Here is a 25,017-nt window from a genome sequence, read left to right on the forward strand (position 1 = left end):
CTTGAGGTAGATGAGGTCAGATTAGCGCTGATCGCGGCTAGTGGACAGGTCTGTCCATTTGGTGCGATTTTCTGCACCGTGTCCCGAGCGGACCGGGAGGGCCGCCAGCAGCAGCAGGCTGAGCAGCACGTAGCTGTTCTGCAGGACGAAGTCCAACGGATCATGGGTGCGGACCGGTTCCACACCCCATTTCTGGAACGTCACCACGCCGTAGACGATCACCGCGGTGGTGCCCAGCGCGAGTGCCGACAACCACCACCGGCGGCGTGCCTCGTCCGGACGGTCGGCGCTCAACGCCGCGTCCGCGAGCAGCACCACCGCCGGCACGAACCAGTAGATGTGGTGGGTCCAGGTGATCGGGCTCGCCAGGGAACCGACAAACCCGGTCAACGTCAGACCCGTCAGCGCGTCGCCGGCCCGCGCGGCGCGGGTGGCCCGCCACAGCCCGTAGACGGCGACCACGGCGACCAGCAGCAGCCAGAGCAACCGGTCCGGCTTCTCCGGTGCGGTGAACCGGCTGAGCAGGCCGAACAGCGACTGATTGCCGACGATGTCGGTGCGCCCCACCCGATCGGTGGTCCACAGCTCGTGCGTCCAGAACCGCCAAGAGTCGCGCGGGGCGATCGCCGCCGCGAGCGCTGTCGCCGCCGCGGCGGTCGCGCTCGCCACCGCCGCGGCCCGCCACCGCCGGGTGGCCAGCAGGTACACGATGAAGATGCCGGGGAAGAGCTTGAGCGCGGTCGCCAGCCCCACGCCGACCCCGGCCCACCGTCGCGCCTGCGGCACCGCGAACAGCAGATCGGCCAGGATCAGCACGATCAGCAGCATGTTGATCTGGCCGAAGGTGATCGTCTCGCGGATGGTCTCCACCGCCAGCACCAGCAGCACGGCGGCGACCAGGGTGAACATCCGCGGCAGGTCGTGTCGGGCGATCAGTGGTGCCACCAGCCACCAGGTGGTCAGCACCACGGCCAGCACGGTGAGCACCGTGAAGATCGTTACGGTGACATCGAGCGGCAGCAGACCGAACGGCCACAGCAGCAGCGCGCTGAACGGCGGGTAGGTGAAGTACAACTCGCCCTGCACCCGGTCGGGTTGGACGTAGTCGTAGAGCGGGTGGCCGACGCGCCACCAGTCCACCGCGGACATGTAGATCTTGAGGTCGAGGAATTTGTGGTTCAGGCCGGGCAGGTAGAGCGCTGGCAGCACGGCGATGAGGGCCACCACCGCGACCAGGCGACGGACCGTACGGCCGCCGGGATCGTCGTCCGTGACGGCGGGCGGTGCTACCGGTTCTGCTGGCACCCCGAAACCCTAGCGGGCCGGGCGGCCGACAGCGCGCAGCCGCAGGGCGTGGGCTGCGCGTAGGCTGTGCCGGTGGCTGATCTCCTCGTCTGGATCGACTGTGAGATGACTGGGTTGGACCTCGGCAGGGACAAACTGATCGAGGTTGCGGCACTGGTCACCGATCCCGACCTCAACGTGCTCGGTGACGGTGTCGACGTGGTCATCCACGCCGACGAGGCGGCGTTGGAGGCGATGCCGGAGATCGTGCAGACGATGCACGCCAAGTCCGGCCTCACCGACGAGGTCCGTCGCTCGCCGGTCACCCTCGCCGAGGCCGAGGACCGGGTGATGGACTACGTCACCAGCTTCGTCAGGGATCCGCGTACGGCCCCGCTGTGCGGCAACTCGATCGCCACCGACCGGGGCTTCATCGCCCGGGACATGCCCCGCCTCGACGCGCACCTGCACTACCGCATGATCGACGTGTCGTCGATCAAGGAACTGTGTCGTCGCTGGTACCCCCGGGTGTACTTCGGCCAGCCGCAGAAGGGGCTCGCGCACCGGGCGCTCGCCGACATCCGGGAGAGCATCCGGGAGCTGGAGTACTACCGGCGGACGCTCTTCGTCCCGCTGCCCGGCCCGGACGTGGAGACCGCCAAGGCGATCGCCGCCGAACTCTGACCCCCGCGCCGGCGAGCGGGGAACCCGCTGGACGTGGCCGGCCGCGGTGCCGCTATTATTGGTCCGCACCCCGCCCGGGGCGATCGACCGGGCGACGGCGGCATGGTGGCTGTAGCTCAGTTGGCAGAGCACCGGGTTGTGGTCCCGGTTGTCGTGGGTTCAATTCCCATCAGTCACCCCGATGGTTGCACTGCTCAGGCCCCCTCTGCGGAGGGGGCCTGAGTCGTTGTAGGGAAGAGGTAGGGGAATACGGGACAGCCCCCTCCGGATCGGAGGGGGCTGTCGTCGTCGGGCTCAGGCGGTCGGCGTCGGTGACGGGGTCGCGCCGTCCGGGGTCGTCGGGGTGGTGTCCGGGTCGGCGGGAGGCTCGTACGGCAGGGCGCTGCCCTTGACGTACTCGTCCCAGCTCATGTTCCAGTCGGTCCAGCCGTTGCCGTTCTGCAGCTTGCGCTCGGTGCCCTTCACGGTGATGGGATCACCGATCTGGGTGTTCTTGAACAGCCAGTCGCCGTTGGCCATCGACACGTTCACGCAACCGTGCGAGACGTTCGTGGTGCCCTGCTGCCCCTCCGACCAGGGTGCCGCGTGGATGAACTCTCCGCCCCAGGTGAGGCGTTGCGCGAAGTCAATCTTGGTGCGGTAGCCCTCCTCCGGGCCCAGCTCCTCGAACGTGTCGAAGACCGTCTTGCGCAGCTTCTCGATCACCACCATGGTGCCGCTGGACGACGGGGTGCTCTTCTTGCCGAGGCTGACCGGGATGGTCTTGATCACAGAACCGTTGCGGGTCACCGTCATCCGCTTGGTCTTGTTGTCCACCGTCATGACCACCGCAGGGCCGATCTTGATGTCCACGCTGAGGTCGGCACGGCCGTACCAACCCTCACCCATCGGCAGACCACCGGCCTGCACCCGGTACGAGACCTTGCTGTCGGTCTTCCAGAACTCCTTCGGCCGGTACCGGATCTCGGTGGGGCTGACCCAGTGCCAGATGCCCTCCTGCGCCGGCGTCGACGTCACCGTCATGCGGCGCTGCACGTCGTCGCGGTAGTCCTCCGGAATGCCCCGGCTGAACTTCACGATCAACGGCATGCCGACCCCGACGACCTGGTTGTCACCGAGGAAGCTGGTCACCCGTACCTGGTTGGCCGGCTTGGCCATCGTGGTGAAGGTGCTGGTAGCGGTGGCCGGACGACCGTCGTCGCCGGTGGCGGTCACGGTCGCCGTGTACGCGGTGCCGTACTCCAGCGCGCCGGCCGGCAGCCACGACTTGCCGTCCGGGGCGAGGGTGCCCTCCACCGCCTTGCCGGCCGCGTCCTTGAGCTCGACGGCGGTCTCCTTGGCGTCCTTGGTGGTGAAGGTGATGCCGGTGGAGGCCGGCACGTCCTTGGCGTCGGCCGCCGGCTCGCTGATGGTCGCCGCCGCCTTCGGCGCCGGGTCCTCACCACCACCGTGCCAGGAGGACGGGTTGCCGCCGTCGCCGTCGGTGCACGCGGAGGTGAAGGCCAGTGCCACGGCGAGCAGCCCTGCCGCGAACACGCGGCCTCGCCCACCGCGCCTGATCAGCTGGTCCTGGCTAGCTCGCATGATTCCCTCACAGTCGTGGTCGCTGCCCCATCGTCTCCTACTGACGCGCCAGAGCCGGCCCCGGTTGCCGAGGGTGAACCGAAACACGCCGACCATGATGCCGGATTCTTGCTACTATCCGGCGTTTCGTGAGCGTGGCTCGTCTCCGTACCAGGATCGAGGGGTCGCCGCGGCGTCGTCCGGGGCGCGGGACTGCAAGAGTACGCGCCGGCCCGGCCATCGGCCGGACCGGCGCATGGACGTCGGGCGACTCAGATCGCCGGGCCGGCCCCACCACTGGGTACGGGTAGTGCGCTGCCCTTGACGAACGCCGACCAGCTCAGGCTCCACGCCGTCCAGCCGTTGCCGGCGGCGATCTTGCGCTCGGTGCCCTTGATGGTGATCGGGTCACCGACCCGGGTCTTCTCGAACAACCACCTGGCGTTCGCCATCGACACGTTCACGCAGCCGTGCGAGACGTTCTGCCGCCCCTGCACGTGCTCCGACCAGGGCGCGGCGTGGATGTACTCGCCACCCCAGGTGAGCCGCTGGGCGAACTGGATATCGGTGACGTAGCGGTTGGCCGGGTCCGGGTCGTCGCGGGTGTCGAAGACCGTGGCCTCCTTCTTCTCCATCACGACCATGGTGCCGCTGGACGACGGGGTGCTCTTCTTGCCCAGGCTCACCGGGATGGTGCGCACGAGCGCGCCGTTCTCGTACACCGTCATCTTCTTGTTGGCGTTGTCGACCTTCATCTCGAACGACCGGCCGATCTTCGCGGTGGCCTTGCGGTCGATGTCGCCGTAGCGGCCGTTGCTCAGCGGCATCCCCGCGATGGCGATCCGCACGGTGATGGTCGTGCCCGGCTTCCAGTACTCCGGGGCCCGGTAGTAGGCCTGTGTGCCGTTGTCGACCCAGTGCCACGCTCCCGGCTGCGGCGGGTCGGTGCGGACGAACATCCGCTTCTGCACCGCTGCCCGGTCCTTCTTCGGGATGCCCGGGTGGAACTCGGTGACCACCGGCATGGCCACCCCGTAGCTCTTGTCGTCGAAGAGGTACAGGCCGGACCCGATTGTCGACTTCGGCTTGGCCATCGTGGTGAAGCTGCTGGTGCCCTGACTGCTCGTGCCGTCGGCTCCGCTCGCCGTCAACGTGGCGGTGTAGCGGGTGCCCCACTTCAGCGGGGCGGACGGCACCCAGGCGGAACCGTCGGTGCGCAGCTTGCCCTCGACCGAACCCCCGCCGTCCGCCGTCAGGGTGACCGCGGACACCTTCCCGCCGTCCGGGAGCTTCGCGCTGATCTCCGTGCTCACCGGCCGGTTCTTCGCGCCGTCGGCCGGGCTCAGGGTGAGCGTCGGCCCGCTCGGTGTGCTCGGCGTGTTCGGATCCGGACTCGCCGACGAACCCGGCGCGGCGCCCGGGTCGGCCGCCGACGTCCCGCCGACGAATTCCGGCTTCTTCTGCTCGCCGCCACACCCGGTCAGTGCCAGCGACGCCGCCAGAGTCAGAGCGCCCACCACCGCTCCGGCTCGCGTGAACCGTGCCATGCCCACCTCTGTTCTCGCGTACCTGGCGGACATCGTGCCGCATCGACGCCGCAACCCACGTCCCCGGCTTCAGCCGGTGCGACGGTTTGCGGCATTTTGTCGGCAAAGCTCGACCGAAGGGGGGAGTCGGGTAACCGAATTGGAGCCCGGGTTCCGGGGGTGCTAATGTTCTCTCCGTTGCCGACGAGCGCCGCTAGCTCAACTGGCAGAGCAGCGGACTCTTAATCCGCGGGTTCGGGGTTCGAGTCCCTGGCGGCGCACCAACGATCAAGGCTCTGACTGGTGGTTACTACCTGGTCAGGGCCTTTTTCGCACCGGCGGATGACGGCGCAGGGCGTCACCGCTGGGACCGGTCCCCGACAGAGCGTACGAAGATCGGCCGCCGCGCCCCTACAGTCCGCACCATGAGGTGGACGGCGCGACTCGCGGCCACAATTCCCGTACTGCTCACCGCCCTGGCTGCCGGCGCGGTGAGTGCCGTCGCGGCGCCCGCCGACGGCGGTCTCGGCCTAGCCCTGCGGCCCGGCCAGACCGACTACCGGGCCGGCGACCAGGTCCGCCTCGACCTCACTGTCACGAACACCACAGGCACGGCCTGCGCGCTGCCGACCAGCGCCGTCGGCACCGTCCAGGTGACCGGGGTACGCCTCGACGGGCGCGACCTCACGCCGACGCTGGCCCGCAGCTTCCACGACGACGGCATCGGTGCTGCCGCCACCGCAGGGCTCACCACTGTGGAACCCGGTGCGACAACGACGGTGAGCCTGACCGGCGTACGCCTGCACGACGGTGACACGCCCGACGCGGTGCTGCTCCGCTCGGTGGCAGCAACCCCGGACGGCGGTGGCCTGGACACGTTGTGGCCGGTCGGCGCCCCCGGCCGGTACGAGGTGACCGCCGGCTACCTGCCACTGCCGGTGACCGGCGCGACCAGCCTCTGCGCGGGCGGGACCACGCTGCGGACGACCACCTTCACTGTTGGTGACGGCGACGGCGTGACCGGCCAGCGCTGGCTGTGGCTTGCCGGCGGAGCGTTGCTGCTGACGCTGCTCACCGTCGCGCTCGTGGTGGTCCTCCGGCGGAGACGCCGCCGGCCGGCCGCCGCCGCGGTGGCACTGCTGCTGGTGTCCGTCGGCGCACTGGTCGCCGGCGGGCCCCGGCCAGCCCGGGCCGATTACGCGGTGGACCCGACCGGTGGCGTGCCGGTCAGCGGCGTCGACTTCCAGGGCGCTGTCGACGCCTGCCTGAAGGGATTCGCCGCGCCCGGCGGGGACCCGTCCGGCCTGCTCCCGCGGCTGCGGGACAAGAAGTCACCCCGGGTGCGGATCATCCCGACCACCGGCGGCTCGGGCGCGTTCGAGACCCCGGACAGCCCCGACGGGAAGGGCTCCTCGACGGTCACCTGGAATCCGACCTCCGTCGACCCGTACGGCGACGGTGTGTCCCGGGACCCCTGCGCCGCGCTCTACCACGAGCTGAACCACGCCGACGACATCTCCCAGAACAAGGTTCCGCAGGGCGACTGCGGCAGCACCGGCATCCGTACCGCCGAGGTGAAGGCGACACTCGCGGAGAACCGGTATCGGGCGGCGAAGGGCCTGCCACCGCGTACCGAGTACGACGGGAAGACGCTGCCGAAGAGCCTCGACGAGTGCAAGAAACCGGCGAAGAAGAAGCCCCCGCAGAAGGGGCCGGTGAAGCTCTGCGAGGAGGGTGCCAACTGCGGCGGCAGCAACGGTGACCCGCACCTGGTCACGTTCGACCGGGTTGCCTACGACTTCCAGGCTGTGGGCGAGTTCACGCTGGTCACCGCCGCCGGCAACGACCCGCTGGAGGTGCAGGTCCGGCAGGCGCCGATGACCGGCACCCGGACCGCCTCGGTCAACTCGGCGGTCGCGTTCCGGGTCGGCGCCCACCGGGTGGCGCTCACGCTCACCGACGGCGGCACCCGGGTACACGTCGACGGCGCGTCGGTGGCCGCGCCGCCGGAACGCACCGATCTGCCCGGCGGTGGCACCCTCACCCGCCGTCCCTCCGACACCGGACCCACCGACGGGTACGACGTGACGTGGCCGGACGGCTCCGCGGCGGCGGTCGACCAGATCGGCCACTACGGCTACCGGGTGCTGGTCAAGCTCTCCGACGGCCGGGCCGGGAAGGTCCGCGGCCTGCTCGGCGACTTCGACGGCGACCCGGCCGACGACATCGCACCCTCCAACGGGAGCGCGCTCACCCAGCCGGTGCCGTTCACGCAGCTCTACCCCGCGTACGCGGACAGTTGGCGGGTCACCCCGGAACGCTCGCTGCTGCACTACGACGACGGGCAGGACACCGGCACGTTCACCGACCGCACCTTCCCCGAACGGGAGGTCACCGTCGGCGACCTCGACCCGGCCCGTCGCGCCACGGCCGAGCAGATCTGCCGGTGGGCCGGCATCACCGTCCCCGCCCAGCTCGCCGAGTGCGTCTTCGACGTCGCGGTCAGCGGTCGCCCCGAGTTCGCGGTGGCCGGCGCCACCACCGAGCAGGTCGCCCCGCCCGCCGCCACGTCGATCACGGCCGTACCCATCGCGACCGCCAGCCTGACCCTCGGCGGGCCGCCGCTGACGTTCCCCGGCCAGGCCGGTGACGCCGTCTTCGTCGACGTCACCGCGCCCGGGATCGCCAACCGCTGTTCGCCGTACGCGCTCACCGACCCGAGCGGCCAGTACATCGGGGGCGGCTGCGCCATCAACGGCCTCGGGTACATCGACCGCGTCGACCTCACCACCACCGGCACGTACGCCGTGCGGGTCACCGCCGCCCCCGGCGACACCGGACGAGCAGCAGTCCGGGTGTACGTGACCCGGGACGTCGACGGCACGCTGCAAGCGAACGGCCCGGAGGTCACCGCGATCCTGGACCATCCCGGCGCGCGGGCCCGGTACCGGTTCACCGGGCAGCAGGGTGAGCGCGTCTTCGTCGAGGTGCCCACGAGCACACTTCCCAACCAGTGCTCCCCGCTGGAACTGCGCGACGCCGAGGATCGGCTGCTGACCAGCGGCTGCGTGATCAACGGCGTCGGCGAGATCGACGGCACCCTGCTGCCCGCCGACGGGACGTACACAGTGGTGGTCGACCCGACGGGACGCACCACCGGCGCGACCACACTGCGGCTGGTCAGCAGCCGCGACCAGGCGGCGACGATCACCGTCGGCGGTCCGCCGGTCGTCGTCACCGTCGACCGTCCCGGCGCGGTCACCACCTACCGGTTCACCGCTGGCGCCGGCACTTCGGTGAGTCTGGCCGCGACTGCCTCCGACCTACCCGACCAGTGCGGCGTGCTGGAGCTACGCGCCCCCGACGACAGCCCGATCACCAGCGGCTGCGTGGTCAACGGGGCTGGCGATATCGGGCCGACAGTGCTGCCGGCCTCCGGCGCGTACACGGTGGTGGTGGACCCGTCCGGGGTCGCCACCGGGCGGGTCACGCTGACGCTGCGGTGAGGCGGACCCCTGCCTGTTCGGGGCGACGTGCGGGACGTGCTAGCGTCTCGTCCCGTTGCCGACGAGCGCCGCTAGCTCAACTGGCAGAGCAGCGGACTCTTAATCCGCGGGTTCGGGGTTCGAGTCCCTGGCGGCGCACCACTGAGATGGGCCCTGACCTGGGTTTCCACCTGGGTCGGGGCCTTCTTCATGTTCCGTGCCCGTAGCCGGGTGCTCGGAAGCCGTTGGACCGTTCCGTGCCTGGAGCGACACGGCCTGCGTTGGTGGACGTCGCCGGGCATCTTCGATTCGTGGTTTCAGGTTGGTGTCGTCGGCTGGTGGGCGACAACCGCCGCGTCGGGGATGTGGTCGTCGGTGAGTGGGGCGACACGTTCGGAACGGGGATTTCAAGCCACCGGCGTGTTCGCCCACTGGGCGAGCAACTTCAGTGCCTCGTGGGATGGGCTGTCTGGTTCGGCGGTGAACACCACGAGGTGTTGGTCGGACTTGCCGCTGACGTCGAATTGCTGCGAATCGAGGGCGAGCGGACCGACCAGTGGATGTTGGTAGATCTTGCGGCGCAGCGTGGCGCCGGTCACGAGGTGGCCGCCCCACCATGCGCGAAAGTCCGCGTCTTTGACGCAGAGAGTCCCGACAAGTTCGGCCAGGCGCTGATCGCTCGGGTAGTTCCGGGCCTCCATGCGTAGATAGGCGACGCATTCCTGGGCGGCCCTGGCCCAGTCGGTGTTCAATTCCCGGTAACCCGGATCGAGAAAAGTGAGCCAGACAAGGTTCCGGTGCCGCTCCGGCAGTGCCCCATAATCGGTGAACAAGGCAGCGGCCAGGGGATTCCAGGCGAGGATGTCCAGTCTCCGACCGAATACGTAGGCGGGAATTTCGTACAGGCTATCGAGCAATCGCTGGGTCTGCGGGTCAACCCGCGACGTGGTCTGAGTACGGGATCCTGGGCGCTGTTTCGGCCCTGCGATCGAGTGCAAGTACTCCCGGCCGTCGCGGTCGAGACCAAGCGCGTCCGCGAGGGCGTCGAGGACCTCGGGTGACGCAGTGGTGACGCGTCCCTGCTCGAGCCGGGCCAGATAGTCCGCGCTGACATTGGCCAGCTGGGCGACCTCTTCACGGCGCAGCCCGGGAACGCGGCGCCGCCGGCCGCCGCCGGGTAGGCCGACGTCGTCCGGCTGGATACGTGCACGGCTGGCGCGCAAAAACTCGGCAAGCGGATTGCTCACGCTGGACGCCGGGCGCTTGGACATGAAACCCAACCTACCCCCGGGCCTCGGCGGATACCTGGGACTTTCTTTCCCATGAAAAACCGAACCTGGCCGGCCCGATCTACCACGGTGAGACTAGGACGCATCAGCAAGCCACCACTTGCCCGGACAGCAGCAAAGCCCGTAGAGGGCACGGATGTCCGGGCCGGTACCAACTAATGGGAGAGGAAGCCCTCCATGTCGAAAACGATCGTGGTGACCGGTACCGCAACTGGAATGGGCCGGGCCATCGTCGAAAAGTTCGCCGCCGAAGGCTGGAACGTGGTCGCGACGGTCCGCAAGGAGGCCGACCTGACGGTGCACGATGGATTGGAGCGGGTCAGGACGCTGCTGCTGGACGTCGATGACGAGCAGGCGGCAGGGCCCTTCGCGCAGGCCGCCGTGGAGCAGTTCGGAAAGGTCGACGTCTTGGTCAACAATGCGGGTTTCTACCAGATGGGGCCTGTGGAGGTGAGCAGCATGGACCAGATCCACCGGCAGTTCCAGACCAACGTGTTCGGACTGATCGCGCTCAGCCAGGCCTTCCTGCCGATCTTCCGCGCCCAGCGCTCCGGAACGATCATCAACATCTCCTCGTTGACCGCCGAGCAGGGTTATCCGTACAGCGCCGTCTACGCCGCCTCCAAGGCAGCCGTGGCGGCGCTCAGCGAGGGGATGAGCCTGGAGGTGGCCGCCTTCGGCATCGCGGTCAAGGCCGTCCTGCCCGGACAGCACTCCACCCGCATTTTCACGAAGATCGACATTGCGCAGGACGTCCCTGCGGACTACCAGGCTGGAATCGATGCGTTCTTCTCCAAGAACGCGCCGACCGGCTCCGACCCGTCGATTACCGCCGACGTCGTGTACCGAGCCGCCGTCGACGGGGACAACACCAAGGTTCGTTACTACTCCGCACCGGACTCGGCAGCCATTCCCAGGGCCAAGCAGATCCTGGGCACCGACGGCTACTGGGCGGAGTTCCGTACCGCCGTCCTCGCAGAGCCCAGCCCGCTGTTCACTGCGTTGATCCCGCGCCCGGGCGAGCATCCGATCGATTGGCAGATCTCCTGACCATGCGCTGACTCCGTCTCGGGTAACAGGCGGCTCGGTCGGCTGGCCGATCCCGGCAACCGCCACCGGGGCCGGCCAGCGGCCGTCAGCCATGGCTCCCACAGCGAGACGCTGCCCGGTCCCGACATGCGACTTGATCAGCTCGACGGAGGTGACGATCCTCAGTCACCCTCTAGATGCCGGATCTCGCCTGCTTTGTCCTTATAGATGAAAGAATGATTATCGTGACGACGAACCATCCGACAGACCCGGGGTATGCCGCCGCGCTGGACACGGCTGAGCGTCTGCTGGGCTTCCGCTTGGAGCGCTTTCTTGGCGCCACGCCTGGTGAGCCAGCTAACGGCGCAGACTTCAAACGGATCGCGACGATGCACGCCTTCGGCGACGTCTGGCCGCGCACCGAGCACCTAGATACACGGACGCGGGCACTGGTGTCCGTCACCATCGCGGCGACACTCGGCGTCCTGGAGCCCCTCCGTGGTCAACTTCGCATCGCGCTCAACGCCGGCGCCGCCAAGGAAGAGATCGCCGAAGTCTTTCTTCAGGTAGCGGCCTACGCTGGCGTAGCACGCGCGTTCGACGGCTACCAGGTCGCGGCTCAGGTCTTCGCAGAGAACCCGCAACGCTCAGACCCTGGTAAGTAAGGGGTTCAGGGGTCAGGCCCGGTCCGGTTGGACCGGGCCTGACCCCTTCCGGTCAGCGCCATGAGCCGGACGAAGTGCCGGTTCAGGTTTCGCGGCTCGATGGGGTATCGATGCCGGTTGTGAAGACCAGGTCGAAGTCCAACCGCCGGCCAACCACGTCGACACGTTCGTCCGCTCCGGTGCGTACCCAACGGCACTTCCGCTGCCCTTCGTGGTCGGCCGCGACCTGGTCGGCCGGGTCCCGGTGCCGCTGTCGGCGGTCGCCGACGCGCACCGGATGATCGAGCAGGGCGAGCTGCGCGGTCGCCGAGCGGTGATCACTCCATAGCGTCGGCTTTCCCGGGGTACGCCGGCAGTCGGGACGCCAGGTCGCGTCGGCTATCGGCGGCTCCACTGCTGGTTGGTCTGGCCGGTGCAGGTCCAGAGAATGAGCTTGGTGCCGTTGGCGGTGCCTTGGTTGCTCGGGTCCAGGCAGAGGCCGGACTGCACGCCGGTGATGGTGCCGTTCGCGTTGACGTTCCACTGCTGGTTCGTGCCGCCGTGGCAGTCGTAGATGGTGACCAGGGTCCCCGGTGAGGTGCCGTAGCCGGCGGCGTCGAGGCACTTGTTGCCGTACACCGTCAGTGTCTTGGCGCTCGTGTAGGTCCACTGTTGGTTGGTGCCGCTGTGGCAGTCCCACAGTTGCAGCTGGAGGCCGTTGGTGGTGGACGCCCCGGGGACGTAGACGCACCTGCCGGACCGGGTGCCCACGATGGCGGTGGTCTGGCCGCCTCCGCTGCCCGGGTTGCCGATGCTGCCGGGCACCGACTGCAAGGCGCTGTACCAGCGGGCGGCCATCTTGTCGTAGCCACCGGCGGTGGGGTGCACACCATCGATCAGGTCGGAGGTGGTGAGGGCGCCGTGCATGTCGACCAGGTGCACCCGTTTGCCGGCGTTCACCTTGCTCTGCACGATGCCCGGGATCGCCGCGTTGAAGGTGCGGACGGCCGCTGCCTGGTTGCTGTTGGAGATCGGGATGAGCTGCGCCACGAACACCTCTGCGCTGGGTGCGGTGGTGGTGATGCGGTCGATCAGCGTGGAGAGTCGGTTCGGCGCGGTGCTCACGTTGTAGTTCTGCAGGATGTCGTTGGTGCCGATGTGCAGCAGGACGGTCTGCGGCCGTTGGGTGTTGAGCCAGCCGACGATGTTCGCGTCGATCTGGTCGATGCGCCAGCCGGGATGCCCCTGGTGGTCGTGGTCACCCAGGCTGGCCGGCCCGTTGAACTGCGACCCGACGAAGTCCACCGTGTACCGGCCGTTGACCAGTCGCTGCCAGAGCCCGATGCGGTATCCGCCGGGCACCTGGGTCCCCTCGGTGATGGAGTCACCGAGCGGCATCACCCGTACCCCGCCGTTGGACTCCGCGCTGGCCGGGCCGGTCGGGGTCAGCACACCGGCGACCACGACGCCGAGCGCGGCGAGTGTCGCGAGCCATCTTGCCCTCGTTCGCATAGATCTCTCCTGCCTCAGCACTGGGACGAGTGTGAGCGTTAACAACGAAGATTGTAGATGTCCCTTATCGGCTGGGTCTACCCACGCGCCTCGCGCCCAAGATCCGCGCAACTTCCCCGATGGTGCTGCCTGCGGGAGGTGGGAGGCGGCAACATCCCTGATGTTGCACGGATCTGGGGCGTGCGGCGCCCGGCGCGGGTCGTCGGCTGCTCGTCGCCGAGGCGCACGCGGCCCCCGCCGGTCGACGGTGGCCGGCCTTGTTCATCAATAGATGCCCACCTATAGTTGCGCGAATCGCGCACCTTCCTGACCGTGGTGCCGTGGTGGGGTCGTCGAAGCGCTTCGATGATTCGTCGTTCAGGCCCGTCAGCCGGGTGTCGAGCCTGGCCACGCTGGTCTTGGCGCTGAATCGCGCCTGTCGTACGACAAGAGGAGAACCGCATGCGGAAGTGGCGCCTTCGGCGCGGAATCACCGCGCTCGCGCTCGCCCTGCTGGCCCTACCCGCCGTTCCCGGCACCGCGCTCGCCGAACCGACCTACCCGTTCCGAGATCCCCACCTACCGGTGAACGCCCGGGTCGACGACCTGCTCGGCCGTCTCACGCTGGACGAGAAGATCTCCTGGCTGCACCAGTACCAGCCGGCCGTACCCCGACTGGGCATCGGCCTGTTCAAGACCGGCACCGAGGCCCTGCACGGGGTTGCCTGGTCGACCGACATCGACGACAACGGCGCGGTGGTGAAGGCCCGCGGCACGGTCTTCCCGCAGCCGGTGGGCATGGCGAGCACCTGGAACACCGACCTGGTCCGGCGGGTGGGTTCCGCCGTCGGCGACGAGGCGCGCGGCTATCACGCACAGAACCCCCGGGTGTGGGGTCTCAACCTCTGGGCGCCGGTGGTCAACCTGCTGCGCGACCCCCGGGTGGGGCCGCAACGAGGAGGGCTACTCGGAGGATCCGGTGCTCACCGGCGCGATCTCCAGCGCGTACGGCTCGGGCATGACCGGCGGCGACCCCGACCACCTGAAGAGCGCCCCGACCCTGAAGCACTACCTGGCCTACAACAACGAGGTCCGGCGCGACGTCACCTCGTCCAACGTGCCACCCCGGGTGCTCAACGAGTACGACCGGGCGGCGTTCAAGCCGGCGATCGCCGCCGACGCGGCGACCGGGATGATGGCCGCGTACAACCTGGTCAACGGACGTCCCGCGACCGTCGACCCGGACCTGGACACGGTGGTACGCGGCTGGACCGACCAGTCGCTGATGCACGTCACGGACGCCTGGGCGCCGAACAACCTCGTCAACTCCCAGAAGTACTACCCCAACCAGGCCGAGGCCAACGCGGCGATCATCAAAGCCGGCCTCAGCAGCTTCATCACCGACGACACCAACGCCCAGCCGACCGTCAACGCCGTCAAGCAGGCGCTCGCCAGCGGCCTGCTCACCGAGCGGGACATCGACGCCCGGATCCGGGACATCCTGAACATCCGGTTCCGGCTGGGCGAGTTCGACCCGGGCGGCGGCCGGTACGGCGGCATCACCCCGGACGTCATCAACAGCCCGCAGCACCAGCGACTCGCCCGGCAGGCCGCCGGTGAGGCAATGGTGCTGCTGAAGAACTCCCGGCAGGCGCTGCCGCTGGACCCGGCCCGGACCCGCACTGTCGCTGTGCTCGGTCCGCTGGCCGACACCCTCTACTCGGACTGGTACGGCGGTGACCTGCCGTACCAGGTGACGGCACTCGACGGCATCCGCGAACGGCTGGGCGCCTCCGCGAGCGTCGACGGGATCGACGGGGCGGACCGCATCGCGCTGAAGGACCCGGCGACCGGCCGGTACGTCACGGCCACCGGCACCACTGACGCCGACCCGGTCGCCGCGACCGGCGATACCGCGTCACTCGCCGCCCAGTTCGACGTGGTGGACTGGGGCCAGGACGTGGTGACGCTGCGCAACGCCGCCAACGGCCGCTACCTCGGCTACAACTGGGGGCCGTTCGTCACCCGCGACGAGCAGCCGAACGGCTGGTACGTGCAGCAGCAGTTCACGCTGGAGCCGCAGGCCGACGGCACTGTGGTGCTGCGCTACGTCGGCTACGAGACCCAGGAGAGCTGGTTCGGCGCCGAGAAGTACGTCACCGTCGGCGAGGACGGCGCGCTCAAGCTCGGCGCGGCCACTCCCGACGCCGCGACCCACTTCAGTCGTGAGCTGGTCAGCAGTGGTATCGACCGGGCCGTGGCGGCGGCCCGGGCGGCCGACACCGCCGTGCTGGTGGTCGGCAGCAACCCGTTCATCAACGGGCGCGAGGCGCACGACAGGTCCTCCACGGCGTTGAGCGCCGGTCAGGAGGCGCTGGTCAAGGCCGTGACCACTGCCAACCCACGGACGGTGCTCGTGCTCCAGACCAGCTACCCGGTCACCATCAACTGGGAGCAGGAGCACGTGCCCGCCGTGGTGTGGACCACGCACGCGGGTGCCGAGACGGGGCACGCCATCGCCGACGTCCTGTTCGGCGACCGCAACCCGTCCGGAAAGCTCACCCAGACCTGGTACCGCTCCGACCGGCAACTGCCCCCGGACCTGCTGGAGTACGACATCATCTCGTCCGGGCAGACCTACCTCTACAGCAGCGCGAAACCGCTCTACCCGTTCGGCCACGGGCTGTCGTACACCCGTTTCCGGTACGGCCCGGCCCGCGCCGGCGCCGGATCGGTCAGGGCCGACGGCACCATCGCGGTCGACGTCGACGTGACGAACACCGGCGGGCGGGCCGGCTCCGAGGTGGTGCAGCTCTACACCCATCAGCGCACGTCGCGGGACACGACCGCGATCCGTCAGCTCAAGGCGTTCCAACGGGTGGAACTCGCCCCCGGGCAGACCCGGACCGTGACGCTGCGGGTGCCCGCCGCCGACCTGGCGCACTGGGACGTCACCCGCAGCCGGTGGGTGGTCGAGTCGTCCACCTACGACCTGATGGTCGGGGCATCCGCCGGGGACATCCGGGCCCGGGCCGCGGTGCGTGTGCGCGGGGAGACGATCCCGGCGCGTGACCTGTCCCGGCCCACCCGGGCCGAGAACTTCGACGGGTACGCGGGGGTCCGGCTCGTCGACGAGACGAAGCCCAGCGGTACGGCCGTCGGTGCCACCGAGGCCGGTCAGTGGATCTCGTTCGCCGGTTCCGCCCTGCGTCCCGGCGCGCACACCTTCACCGCGAAGGTCGCCAGGGCCGCGGCGGGTTCCGGCACCATCCAGATCCGGTTGGGATCACCCACCGGCCGGCTGCTCGGCACGGCCACCGTGCCCAGCACCGGCGACGACTACCGGTACGTGAGCACCAGCACCGAGTTGGCCCGAGCTGTCGGCACCCATGACGTGTACCTGGTGTTCGACTCCCCGCTGCGGCTGGCGGAATTCTCCATGAGGTGACCGGAACCCGGGGCCGGGTCGACTGTCGACCCGGCCCCAGGCCTCTGGTTGGTCAGCTCGCCGTGCAGCTCAGCGTCGGTGTGCTGGGCGCGCCGGAGGACGAGCCGAGGAACCCGAACGTGGTGCTCGCGCCGGCCGCGAGTGCGCCGTTGTAGGCGACATTGCGGGCGGTGACCGCGGATCCCTGGCTCGTGACGGTCGCGTTCCACGCCTGGGTGACGCTCTGGCCACCGGCGAAGGTCCACGTCACGGTCCAGTTGCTGATCGCCGAGGTCCCCGCGGTGACCCGTACCTCGCCCTGGAAGCCGCCGGTCCACTGGCTGGTCACCGCGTACGTCGCGGCGCAGCCGGTCGCCGGCGGTGGGGTGGTGGGCGGTGGGGTGGTGGGCGGTGGCGTGGTGGGCGGTGGCGTGGTGACGGACCCACCCCAGCCGGCCGTGGAGTCCAGCCAGGCGGCGCGTCGCAACATCCAGTCCCGCATGACCTGGACCTGCCCCTGCCAGGTGGGCGAGGTCGGGGTACGGAAGAAGCTGACCGTCGGCGACGTCAGGTTGGGCCAGCGTTGGAAGTTGCGCTGGGCCGCGTTGGTAAGCGGTGTCGCCAGAGCATTGATCCGGGTCTGGAGCGCGGCGTCGGAGAGCTGGCCGCGGCGCAGCGTCTGCCAGCGTGATCGGGCCTGGTTGACGAACGCGGGGTCGCGCAGCAACTGGGCGAACCAGTCGTTGGCCGAGGGCTGCCGGGTCTGCTGGTGCTGCCAGCCCGACACCTGGTCGTTGGCGAAGAATCCACCGACGCCGAAACTGAGGTCGAAGTCCCACAGCGGACCCGCGAAGATCTTGCTGTCCCGGTCCTTGTAGAAGTGCGAGCTACGGACGTAGGCGTCCATCTCCCGGCTCAACTCGTTGACGATCATGAGGTCGACGAAGGAGTCGACGTCGATGTACTTGCGGTATCCGGTGGCCGGGTCGGCGAAGTTCGACGAGTGCAGCACGTCGTTGAACTCCTGGAGGTGACCGCGCAGCCAGTCGCGTTGCTGCGGTTGCAGGGGCGACGGATCGGCAACCTCAAGGTAGTTCCAGCAGGTCGCCGCCGGCCCGGTGCACGGCAACGTCGGCTCCTCGGCCGCCATCCACTCGAACTTCCAGATGTACCCGCCCTGGATCTTCGGCAGGGTCACGTCGTCGGAGTCCAACTGCTTCAGGTCGAGGCGGTCCTTGGAGTTCTTGATCGTCTCCATGAACATGTAGACGCCCATGTAGTCGCTGGCGCCCACCGGCGCGGCGTCCGTGTTCAGGTAGAACTCGGCGAACGCGTAGCGCGGAGCCGGCAGCCCCATCTCGCGTCCGAGGTCGTAGACGAGCGCCTCGCGGATCAGCGCCTTGTCGGGGAACGGGCCGCGCAGCACCCAGTCCGAGTCGGCGGGCATGCCCAGCACCGGGTGGTCCGCGTCGTCGTCCTCGTTGTCCCAGAACTCCACGCGGAACGGCGTCTTCTCGAACGTCGCGGACGAGTTGCCGCGCAAGCGGAATCCCGCCCGGGTGCTGAGCGTCGGGGCGGCCGAAAGCGACGTGGTGCCGCCGCTCGTCGGTTCGAAGATCATGGTGGTGGCGTCGAGGTACTCGCGGTCGGGCCGGCCCGCACCGTAGGAGTCGATCAGCACCACCGGCAGGTCGTGAGCGGTGGTGACGTTCTGTGCGGCGTACATGGCGGTGCCGGGCGCACCCGTCGGTGTCTGACCGACGAAGGCCTGTGCCCGCAACTGCGTGGTGCGGGTGAAGCGCAGCGCCGAGCCCGAGTAGAGCGACGACTGGGCGGTGGGCGGCTGCCCGTCGGTGGTGTAGCGGATCTGGGCACCGCTGACCGTGCTGCCCAGCGTCACCGCCACCTCTCCTCGGAAAGTGCCGCTGGGCACCGAGAAGGTGATGTCGCCGACCAGGTCGTCCGCCGCGGCCGGCGCGGCGTCGGCGGCCTGGGTGCCGGCGATGAGTTCGGTGACGGGCGGGGCGGCCTGGGCGGCGACGGGTCCGGCGCCGGCCTGTGGCGATTGCACCACGAGCAGGCCTGCGACGAACACGGTGGCGGCGGCGATCCCGGCGGCACGAAGGGCCACCACCGGAAGACCGGTGTTGCGGGTGGTCATGCGCACGATGCCTCCTGTTCTGATCGGGTGGGAACGGTCAACTCCGGGAGCGCCGCGGGCGGGTTGGCGCGGAAATGGCGGCGTAGCGTCCGTCGCCATGGCACGTCGGGAAGGTCCAGCCGGAGAGCCGCGAGCCCGGTCGCGTACTTCGAGATGCGTACGGGCCTGGTCCCGCGGTGCCACAGGATGCGGTCGACCAGCGAGGGAGCCGAGCTGGTCTTGGTCTCGACCACGGCGATGCCGGGTAGCCGCAGTGTGTGGTCACCGTCCTGCCAGGTGAGGCCGGTGTCGATGGTGACCCGGCTTGCGGTCGCCGGCAGCAGCAGAGTGGAGCGACGGTAGCTGGTGACCAGCATCGGCTCGAGCGGGCTGCCCGCGATGTCGGCCCGGATCGACTCGCGGTCGAGCACATCGTTGACGAACCCGCGTCCGGACCGGACGGTGCGGCGGTCCTCGGCGAGATACGGCAGACGGTGCTTGGTGACCAGTCCGCGTGCTCCGCTGATCTTCACTTCCAGCCAGCACTGGGCCGAGTCGAGGTAGGTGCGGGTCCGTACCTTGAAGCGCCTGCGCCGCCGGTACGCGGCGCAGTGGTAGCTGGCCAGACAGGGTGTGTCGAAGTACACCGACTCGTAGCGGAAGGTGCGCTCACCGTCGATGTCCAGCACCCGGGCGTACCCGGTGAGCTGGTCCAGCAGGTTCGGCAGCTGGTCCACCGCGATCACGTACTTGCGGTCCACCCTGCTCTGCAGCGCCGCCCGGTCGATCACCTCGGCGAGTGCGATCGGTGCCAACCCCGCCAGCGGTGGCGCGGTCATCGGACCGCTCCGGCTCGTACCCGCTTGCTGGTGCCGGCCGACGCGCTGCGCCCGGCGACCGAGTATCGGACGTCGACCACTGTGGTCTCGTTGACCATGTCGAGCCGCTGGACGATGGCCTTGTGCACCCGGGCGTTGAGCAGCTGCTCCAACTGGGCGACGAGAGCGACCTGATCGGTGACGGCGGAGTCGAGCACCATGATCTGGTGCCGGTAGTGGCGGAGCAGCCGCCGGTGGTCACCGACGAACATGACCGCGACGATGAGTGCCATCAGGCCGCCGCTGAGCCAGACCGAGGTGGTGCTGAGCGCGCCGAGAATGCCCAGTGCGAGAGCGGAGAAGTAGTACGCGACCTCGTGCTGGTCGAGCTCCGTCGAGCGGAGCCGGATGATGGAGAGCACCCCGAACAGCGCCAGCCCCAGCCCGAGCCCGGCGCCGACGTCGCTGGCGCTCAGCGCGCTCGCCACCGCGAGGACGCCGACGTTGACTCCCAGATAGGCGACGACCAGGTCGCGCCGGCGGTGCCGCGGGAAGTAGAGCCCGAACACGAGCAGCGCCACCGCGCAGATGTCGATCGCGAACAGGACGAGCTGCGACATCGCTGGGATTCCTCCTGGTCAGCCGCCGGAACGGGCCGCGTTGGCCGCTGTCGCTGCGTGGCGACCTGCGGAAGGTGGCCGGACCGCCGGATTTCTTTCCGGTAAACTTTCGGTATTCCGTAGGTGACTGTAAGCAGAACATCAATGTAAGTCAATGTATGTTTCGTGCGCGCATCCGGCTCCTGAGCCGCCTGGCGAGGGCCCGGTGCGGCTGATCTGGGCATGCCGACGGCGGTGACTCGACTTGCTGGGTCGTCGAAACTTTCGGAACCTTTCGGGTGTCGTGCGTCTCGATTGATCGCAGCCTGGGGGGTTGATCGTCGGCGTGGCCCAGGGGGTGTGGCCGTTGACTCTCTCCCGCGACGGCCAGCGTTGGCGGGGCTCGGTAGCCGCGGCGCCTATGGAGCTGATGCCGCAAACGAATCAGGCGGAAGGGCTCGCGGCAGTGGTGTCGCGGCGGGCTGTGCGGTGGACCGTGCGACGGACTGCGCGGTGGACCGTGCGACGGGCTGCGCGACGGACCGCGCCACGGGCCGCGCGGCGGGCTGTGCGGCGGGGTGCGCGGTGCGCGCGCGGCGGGTCGCCGGTCGGTGATGTCGTAAGCGATTCAGCTCCAAAGGAGAGTTGTGGCACCTGCGCTCCCGGTGCCGACGGCACCGGATCGCGAGCCTCGCCTCGTCGCTGCGGATTCGTCGGACGACGTGTGCAGAGGGGGGTGGTCGGTGTGGCCGATCTGCCCGATAGGGGACCATTTATGGATAGACGCCCCCCAATTGATGGTTGCATTGGTCAGACGTGTGACCTACGCTCCCAGTAAGAATTTCGGGGCGGTTAACAAAGAGTGCGGTCGGGGCGACGGAAGTCCCCACCGGCCCTTAGTGGCGTCGCTGTTCCGTACTCGTCGCTCGATACGCGCTTTGGGCACCACATCGACGACCAGTGAGAGGAACAGACGTGAAATCAGCCGTATCCGCCGCTCGAACGTCATTGTTGGCGGTGGCAGCGCTTGTCGCCGCCACGCTGCCGGCCGTGATGACCAACCCGCTGCCGGCCTCGGCCGCAGCCCAGGCCACGTACTACGTGGCCCCGGACGGTAACGACGCCAACCCGGGAACCCTGCAATCGCCGTTCCGGACTCTGGAGCGCGCGCGGGACGTCGTTCGCACGGTGAATGCGAACATGACCGGCGACATCAACGTGTTCCTGCGCGGTGGAAGTTACCCGATCGGCAGCACCGTCGAATTCGGTCAGAGTGACTCCGGCACCAACGGGTTCCGGGTCATTTACGGCGCGTACGCCAATGAGAAGCCGATTCTCGACGGTGGCGTCCGGGTGACCGGTTGGACCCAGCACAGCGGCAACATCTGGAAGGCGCCGTTGGACCGCGCCAACAAGCTGCGTGCGCTCTACGTCAACGACAAGCGCGCCTACATGGCGTCGAAGACGATCAGCTCGGGCGGGTGCTACGGAACGTACAACATCACTGCCGGCCAGGCCGCGTGGGCCTGGGAGTCGGGGTCGCAGTGTGACGGCGCCAGGTACAACCTGAACGACTTCCCCGCCGTTCCGCGCAACCAGGACGACATCGAGATCGAGACGGGCACGACCTGGACCACCGCCATCGTGGGCGTCCGGCAGGTGACCACCGACGGCGGCAGCCGGGTCGCACTGTTCCAGCAGCCGGGTGCGGCCATCGCCCAGGGCGCCTTCAACGGCAACGCCCAGGTCGGCGGCACCCACAAACTCATGAACGCGTACGAGTTCCTGGACGCGCCCGGCGAGTTCTACTACGACAAGGGCGCCAAGACGGTCTACTACTACAAGGCCAGCGCCGAGAACATGCAGACCGCGACGGTCTACGCGCCGAACAACGTGACCACCGTGCTGCGGGTCGCCGGCACCTCGACGAGCAACCACGCCCGCAACATCACGTTCTCCGGCCTGACGGTGCGGCACTCGGACTGGAACCTGTTCAACGTCGCCGGGTCGTCCTACAAGCAGGCGCAGCAGGGCAACCTCGGAGCCCAGGCGTACGCGAAGGGCAACTTCCACGTCTACTACTACCGCAACGTGGACGTCACTCCCGGCATCATCCAGATCCAGAACGCCGACGGCCTGCTGCTGCAACGCAACCGGATCGAGCACACCGGTGCCGACGGGATCAACATGGTCAACGACGTGCAGGGCACCCAGCTGGTCGGGAACGCCACCAACGACATCGCCGGGTCCGCCATCACCGTGGGCCATCCCCAGCACGTCTACATCGGCGACGGCACGTCGAGCAACCGGGAGAAGTACCTCCCGCAGGTCGAGGGGCTGCCGAAGAACATCGACATCAAGAACAACTACCTCTACGACAGCGCCGTTCTGTTCAACGGGCACAGCCCGATCTCGGCGTACTTCGCCGACACCCTGACCATCCAACGCAACCGGATCGAGAAGACCCCGTGGTCAGGTATCACCCTGGGTTGGGGCTGGTGGAACTTCGACGGATCGTCGGGCTCGATCGTGCCCAACCGACCCACCACGACGGCGCGGAACAACACCATCAGCTACAACCACATCATCGACACGGTGCAGCGTCTGAGTGACACGGCGCCCATCTACACGCTGGGCAGCCAGCCGGGAACGACGATCACCAACAACTATCTCCAGGGCGTCCCCTCCGGTCACAAGTACGGACTGCACCCGGACGAGGGGTCGGCGTTCATCACGTTCCGGGACAACGTCCTGAGCATCGACAAGAACGTGACCTGGATGATCAATTCCGACGACTTCGGACGGAAGCACGACCTGAGCATCACGCAGATCTACGGCCCGATCAACAAGGTCTCGAACAAGAACCTGCCGAACAGCACTGTCGCCGACATCCTCGTCTCCTCCGACTACGTCTGGCCGGCGGCGGCCTACAGCATCGCGGCGAACTCCGGCCTTGAGGACGCGTACCGGGACATCCTCCCGGCGAGCACCTTCTCCGCGCCGAACTACGTGCTGCCAGCCAGTACGTTCGTCACCAGCGCCACGGCGTCGATCCCGATCCGGAGCACCGGCGATGCCACCAGGTCGGTCTGGCTGGCCCCGTACGGCACGACCACCTTCACCGCCGGGGCGACGATGACCAGGGCGGGCGGCACCGCCACCTCCATCGCCGTGCCGGCGACCCAGGGTGAGTACCGGCTCTACGTCGTCGACGCCCAGGGAAACCGGTCGGCGGAGTCGACCTCGATCGTCCGCCAGCAGGGCGGCGGCAGCGGTACGGGGACCGGACAGCTGGTGGGTGGCCAGTCCGGCCGCTGCGTCGAGGTGCCCAACTCGTCGACCACCAACGGCACCCAGGTGCAGCTCTACGACTGCGGCAGCGGCACGAACCAGCGGTGGACCTCCACCAGCAGCAAGCAACTGACCGTGTACGGCAACAAGTGCCTGGACGCCTCCGGTGCGGGCACTGCCAACGGCACCCAGGTCATCATCTGGGACTGCCACGGCGGGACGAACCAGCAGTGGAACGTCAACACCAACGGCACCGTGACGAACGTCCAGTCGGGGCTCTGCCTCGATGCCAACGGCGCCGCCACCGCCAACGGCACCAAGATCATCCTTTGGTCCTGCAACGGCGGCAGCAACCAGCAGTGGACGCTGCGTAGCTGACCCACCCAGACACCGGGGCCAGGCCGACACGGGCCTGGCCCCGGCTACTTCTGGTAGCCGTAGTTGTCGCAGGTCCGGCGCTGCAACACGCAGTTCTTGGTGCGCTTGTTCATGGTGTTGACGTCCCACATCACGAACGCGTCTCCGTGCATCGACGAGGCGCTCTTCCCCTCCCTGTCGGACGAGAGGTAGTAGCCCGCCGGGGTGCCCTTCGCCGGGTACTGGATGTCGAAGGTGATCGCCGGGATCCGCACCGGGTGGCTGGTCGGGCAGGCGTTGCCGCTGCCGTACGCCACATGGTCCTTGTGGTTGGGGCTGTCCAGGTGCTTGCCGTCCCAGCAGTCCGGGAACTGCATCATGAAGTGCAGGGTCGCGTCCCCGCCGCAGATGGGCCAGTTGCCGTTGGTGCTGCGGGCGATGCCGTCCAGGTCACCGGGGCCGTAGAAGGCGCAGTAGAACTGGCCGGTCGCGCCGCGCGGCGTCGGCTTCTTCTTCTTGGCGTCACCGGAGATCATGCGCAGGCCGTTGGGCATCGGCATCTGGCCGGTGGAGTTCTTCGCCAGCGAGCGGTAGTAGACCCGGAAACCCGTGGTCTCGACCGGTTTGCCGGTCGCGTTGTCGTAGAGCGTGGGCACCCAGTAGGCGGAGTGGTCCTGGACCGGCTTGCAGGAGGTGGCGGTGAACTTCGTCAGGTCCCCGGCGACGGTGTTGGCGTCGACGGCCTTGTTCCCGACGAAGGAGTGCATGTGGGAGGCGCCCGGGAGGCCCGGAGCGACGATCGGGTCGTCCGGCAGCCGGTGGCTGTACTGGCAGTCCGCCCGGAACTCCGGGAGGTTGCCCACGCCAGCCGGGACGGGATCGACCTTCAACGCCTGGTACGCGTCCGCCTGCGCCTTCCAGGCGGCCCGATCGACGGGTATCCAACCGGTCACGGGGGCCTTCGGCGTGGCCGCGGCCGACGTCGTCGCGGACGCCGACGGGGTCGCGGAAACGGCCGGTGCCGCGGAGGCCGACGCCGCCGCGGCGGGTGCCTCGGCCTGCCCGGCCGACGGCGACGGGTAATCGAGGGCGTTGGCCGCGTTCGACGGCTCGGGCGTCACGTCGCCACTGCCCAGGTACACGCCGGCCGCCGCGATGACGAGCGCGACCGCCGCGCCCGCGGCCACGCCCAACCTGTTGCGGGCGAACCAACTCGGCGGGCGGTGACGGGACGGCGGTTGGCTCGCGTCCGGTTCGGGCAACGAGGCGTACGACACGGGTCACTCCCAACGAGCAGACGACGGCGCTGACCCGGACGGCCACGGCCGCCGTATGGTAGGCGCTTCCCGATCACACCCGACAGCTTCTTAAAGCTTCTTTAAAGGATGTT

The 25,017-nt window shown here is 68.7% G+C and carries 14 protein-coding genes, 3 tRNA genes and 3 pseudogenes; 10 read left to right on the plus strand and 10 right to left on the minus strand.

Translation table 11 applies throughout. The features are described from left to right. Positions 1 to 21 precede the first annotated feature (21 nt). On the minus strand, positions 22 to 1,305 hold the full coding sequence (locus tag O7614_RS07565; protein WP_278137758.1) for a glycosyltransferase 87 family protein: 1,284 nt from the start codon (positions 1,303 to 1,305) through the stop codon (positions 22 to 24). A 66-nt stretch (positions 1,306 to 1,371) separates the two neighbouring features. Between O7614_RS07565 and orn the strand changes: the two genes are divergently transcribed. Together orn and O7614_RS07575 are read left to right on the plus strand one after the other, a co-directional pair. Then, entirely contained in the window at positions 1,372 to 1,968 is a 597-nt protein-coding gene (gene orn / locus O7614_RS07570) for an oligoribonuclease (protein ID WP_278137759.1), read from the plus strand. A 105-nt stretch (positions 1,969 to 2,073) separates the two neighbouring features. Continuing rightward, positions 2,074 to 2,146 (plus strand) — tRNA-His (locus O7614_RS07575). Positions 2,147 to 2,262: 116 nt separating this feature from the next. On the opposite strand, the gene O7614_RS07580 is transcribed toward O7614_RS07575, so the two are convergent. Both O7614_RS07580 and O7614_RS07585 read right to left on the minus strand, forming a co-directional pair. After that, the gene (locus O7614_RS07580) at positions 2,263 to 3,552 is read right to left on the minus strand and encodes an Ig-like domain-containing protein (protein ID WP_278137760.1); all 1,290 of its coding nucleotides are present in this window, start codon (positions 3,550 to 3,552) and stop codon (positions 2,263 to 2,265) included. 251 nt (positions 3,553 to 3,803) lie between these two features. Continuing rightward, positions 3,804 to 5,078, minus strand: a complete 1,275-nt coding sequence (locus O7614_RS07585) for an Ig-like domain-containing protein (RefSeq protein WP_278137761.1) — start codon at positions 5,076 to 5,078, stop codon at positions 3,804 to 3,806. 187 nt (positions 5,079 to 5,265) lie between these two features. Between O7614_RS07585 and O7614_RS07590 the strand changes: the two genes are divergently transcribed. From O7614_RS07590 to O7614_RS07600, 3 genes are all read left to right on the plus strand, one after another. Continuing rightward, positions 5,266 to 5,341: transfer RNA gene (locus O7614_RS07590), tRNA-Lys, on the plus strand. A 141-nt stretch (positions 5,342 to 5,482) separates the two neighbouring features. Next, positions 5,483 to 8,563: a VWD domain-containing protein gene (locus O7614_RS07595; protein WP_278137762.1), complete on the plus strand. Its 3,081-nt coding sequence runs from the start codon at positions 5,483 to 5,485 to the stop codon at positions 8,561 to 8,563. Positions 8,564 to 8,628: 65 nt separating this feature from the next. After that, positions 8,629 to 8,704 (plus strand) — tRNA-Lys (locus O7614_RS07600). 245 nt (positions 8,705 to 8,949) lie between these two features. Here O7614_RS07600 and O7614_RS07605 read toward each other — a convergent pair. Next, the gene (locus O7614_RS07605; protein WP_278137763.1) at positions 8,950 to 9,813 is read right to left on the minus strand and encodes a helix-turn-helix transcriptional regulator; all 864 of its coding nucleotides are present in this window, start codon (positions 9,811 to 9,813) and stop codon (positions 8,950 to 8,952) included. Between the two features lie 195 nt (positions 9,814 to 10,008). Between O7614_RS07605 and O7614_RS07610 the strand changes: the two genes are divergently transcribed. Both O7614_RS07610 and O7614_RS07615 read left to right on the plus strand, forming a co-directional pair. After that, positions 10,009 to 10,881, plus strand: a complete 873-nt coding sequence (locus O7614_RS07610; RefSeq protein ID WP_278137764.1) for an SDR family NAD(P)-dependent oxidoreductase — start codon at positions 10,009 to 10,011, stop codon at positions 10,879 to 10,881. A gap of 176 nt (positions 10,882 to 11,057) precedes the next feature. After that, positions 11,058 to 11,525 (plus strand): carboxymuconolactone decarboxylase family protein, encoded by a 468-nt coding sequence (locus tag O7614_RS07615; protein ID WP_278137765.1) that lies wholly within the window; start codon positions 11,058 to 11,060, stop codon positions 11,523 to 11,525. Between the two features lie 378 nt (positions 11,526 to 11,903). Here the strand turns inward: O7614_RS07615 and O7614_RS07620 are convergent, their stop codons facing one another. Further along, positions 11,904 to 13,016, minus strand: a complete 1,113-nt coding sequence (locus O7614_RS07620) for a ricin-type beta-trefoil lectin domain protein (protein WP_278137766.1) — start codon at positions 13,014 to 13,016, stop codon at positions 11,904 to 11,906. Positions 13,017 to 13,457: 441 nt separating this feature from the next. Here O7614_RS07620 and O7614_RS07625 point away from each other — a divergent pair. Further along, positions 13,458 to 13,868: pseudogene (locus O7614_RS07625) on the plus strand (beta-glucosidase); the annotation flags it as partial. Positions 13,869 to 13,974: 106 nt separating this feature from the next. Further along, entirely contained in the window at positions 13,975 to 16,443 is a 2,469-nt protein-coding gene (locus tag O7614_RS07630; protein WP_278137767.1) for a glycoside hydrolase family 3 protein, read from the plus strand. Positions 16,444 to 16,495: 52 nt separating this feature from the next. Here O7614_RS07630 and O7614_RS07635 read toward each other — a convergent pair. The 4 genes and pseudogenes from O7614_RS07635 to O7614_RS07650 form a co-directional block, all read right to left on the minus strand. Further along, positions 16,496 to 16,858, minus strand: a pseudogene (locus tag O7614_RS07635) (cellulose binding domain-containing protein); the annotation flags it as partial. Between the two features lie 42 nt (positions 16,859 to 16,900). Then, positions 16,901 to 18,682, minus strand: a pseudogene (locus O7614_RS07640) (CotH kinase family protein); the annotation flags it as partial. Continuing rightward, complete coding sequence (locus tag O7614_RS07645) at positions 18,580 to 19,401, minus strand: polyphosphate polymerase domain-containing protein (protein WP_278137768.1); 822 nt, start codon at positions 19,399 to 19,401, stop codon at positions 18,580 to 18,582. The pseudogene O7614_RS07640 and the gene O7614_RS07645, both read right to left, overlap by 103 nt. Further along, positions 19,398 to 20,000 carry a DUF4956 domain-containing protein gene (locus O7614_RS07650; RefSeq protein WP_278137769.1) on the minus strand — a complete coding sequence of 201 codons (603 nt, stop codon included), beginning with the start codon at positions 19,998 to 20,000 and terminating at the stop codon, positions 19,398 to 19,400. The genes O7614_RS07645 and O7614_RS07650 overlap by 4 nt, the downstream gene beginning before the upstream one ends. Positions 20,001 to 20,954: 954 nt before the next feature. Between O7614_RS07650 and O7614_RS07655 the strand changes: the two genes are divergently transcribed. After that, positions 20,955 to 23,648, plus strand: a complete 2,694-nt coding sequence (locus O7614_RS07655) for an RICIN domain-containing protein (protein ID WP_278137770.1) — start codon at positions 20,955 to 20,957, stop codon at positions 23,646 to 23,648. A 44-nt stretch (positions 23,649 to 23,692) separates the two neighbouring features. On the opposite strand, the gene O7614_RS07660 is transcribed toward O7614_RS07655, so the two are convergent. Beyond that, on the minus strand, positions 23,693 to 24,904 hold the full coding sequence (locus O7614_RS07660) for a DUF1996 domain-containing protein (RefSeq protein ID WP_278137771.1): 1,212 nt from the start codon (positions 24,902 to 24,904) through the stop codon (positions 23,693 to 23,695). Positions 24,905 to 25,017: the final 113 nt, after the last annotated feature.

The organism is Micromonospora sp. WMMD961 (assembly GCF_029626145.1).
Lineage (GTDB): Bacteria > Actinomycetota > Actinomycetes > Mycobacteriales > Micromonosporaceae > Micromonospora.

Excerpts from the sequence above, each read along its gene's own strand:
- O7614_RS07605 (WP_278137763.1), bottom strand. The coding sequence starts at position 9,813 with ATGTCCAAGCGCCCGGCGTCCAGCGTGAGCAATCCGCTTGCCGAGTTT.
- O7614_RS07610 (WP_278137764.1), top strand. The coding sequence starts at position 10,009 with ATGTCGAAAACGATCGTGGTGACCGGTACCGCAACTGGAATGGGCCGG.
- O7614_RS07615 (WP_278137765.1), top strand. The coding sequence starts at position 11,058 with ATGCCGGATCTCGCCTGCTTTGTCCTTATAGATGAAAGAATGATTATC.
- O7614_RS07620 (WP_278137766.1), bottom strand. The coding sequence starts at position 13,016 with ATGCGAACGAGGGCAAGATGGCTCGCGACACTCGCCGCGCTCGGCGTC.
- O7614_RS07585 (WP_278137761.1), bottom strand. The coding sequence starts at position 5,078 with ATGGCACGGTTCACGCGAGCCGGAGCGGTGGTGGGCGCTCTGACTCTG.
- O7614_RS07580 (WP_278137760.1), bottom strand. The coding sequence starts at position 3,552 with ATGCGAGCTAGCCAGGACCAGCTGATCAGGCGCGGTGGGCGAGGCCGC.
- O7614_RS07645 (WP_278137768.1), bottom strand. The coding sequence starts at position 19,401 with ATGACCGCGCCACCGCTGGCGGGGTTGGCACCGATCGCACTCGCCGAG.
- O7614_RS07650 (WP_278137769.1), bottom strand. The coding sequence starts at position 20,000 with ATGTCGCAGCTCGTCCTGTTCGCGATCGACATCTGCGCGGTGGCGCTG.
- O7614_RS07595 (WP_278137762.1), top strand. The coding sequence starts at position 5,483 with ATGAGGTGGACGGCGCGACTCGCGGCCACAATTCCCGTACTGCTCACC.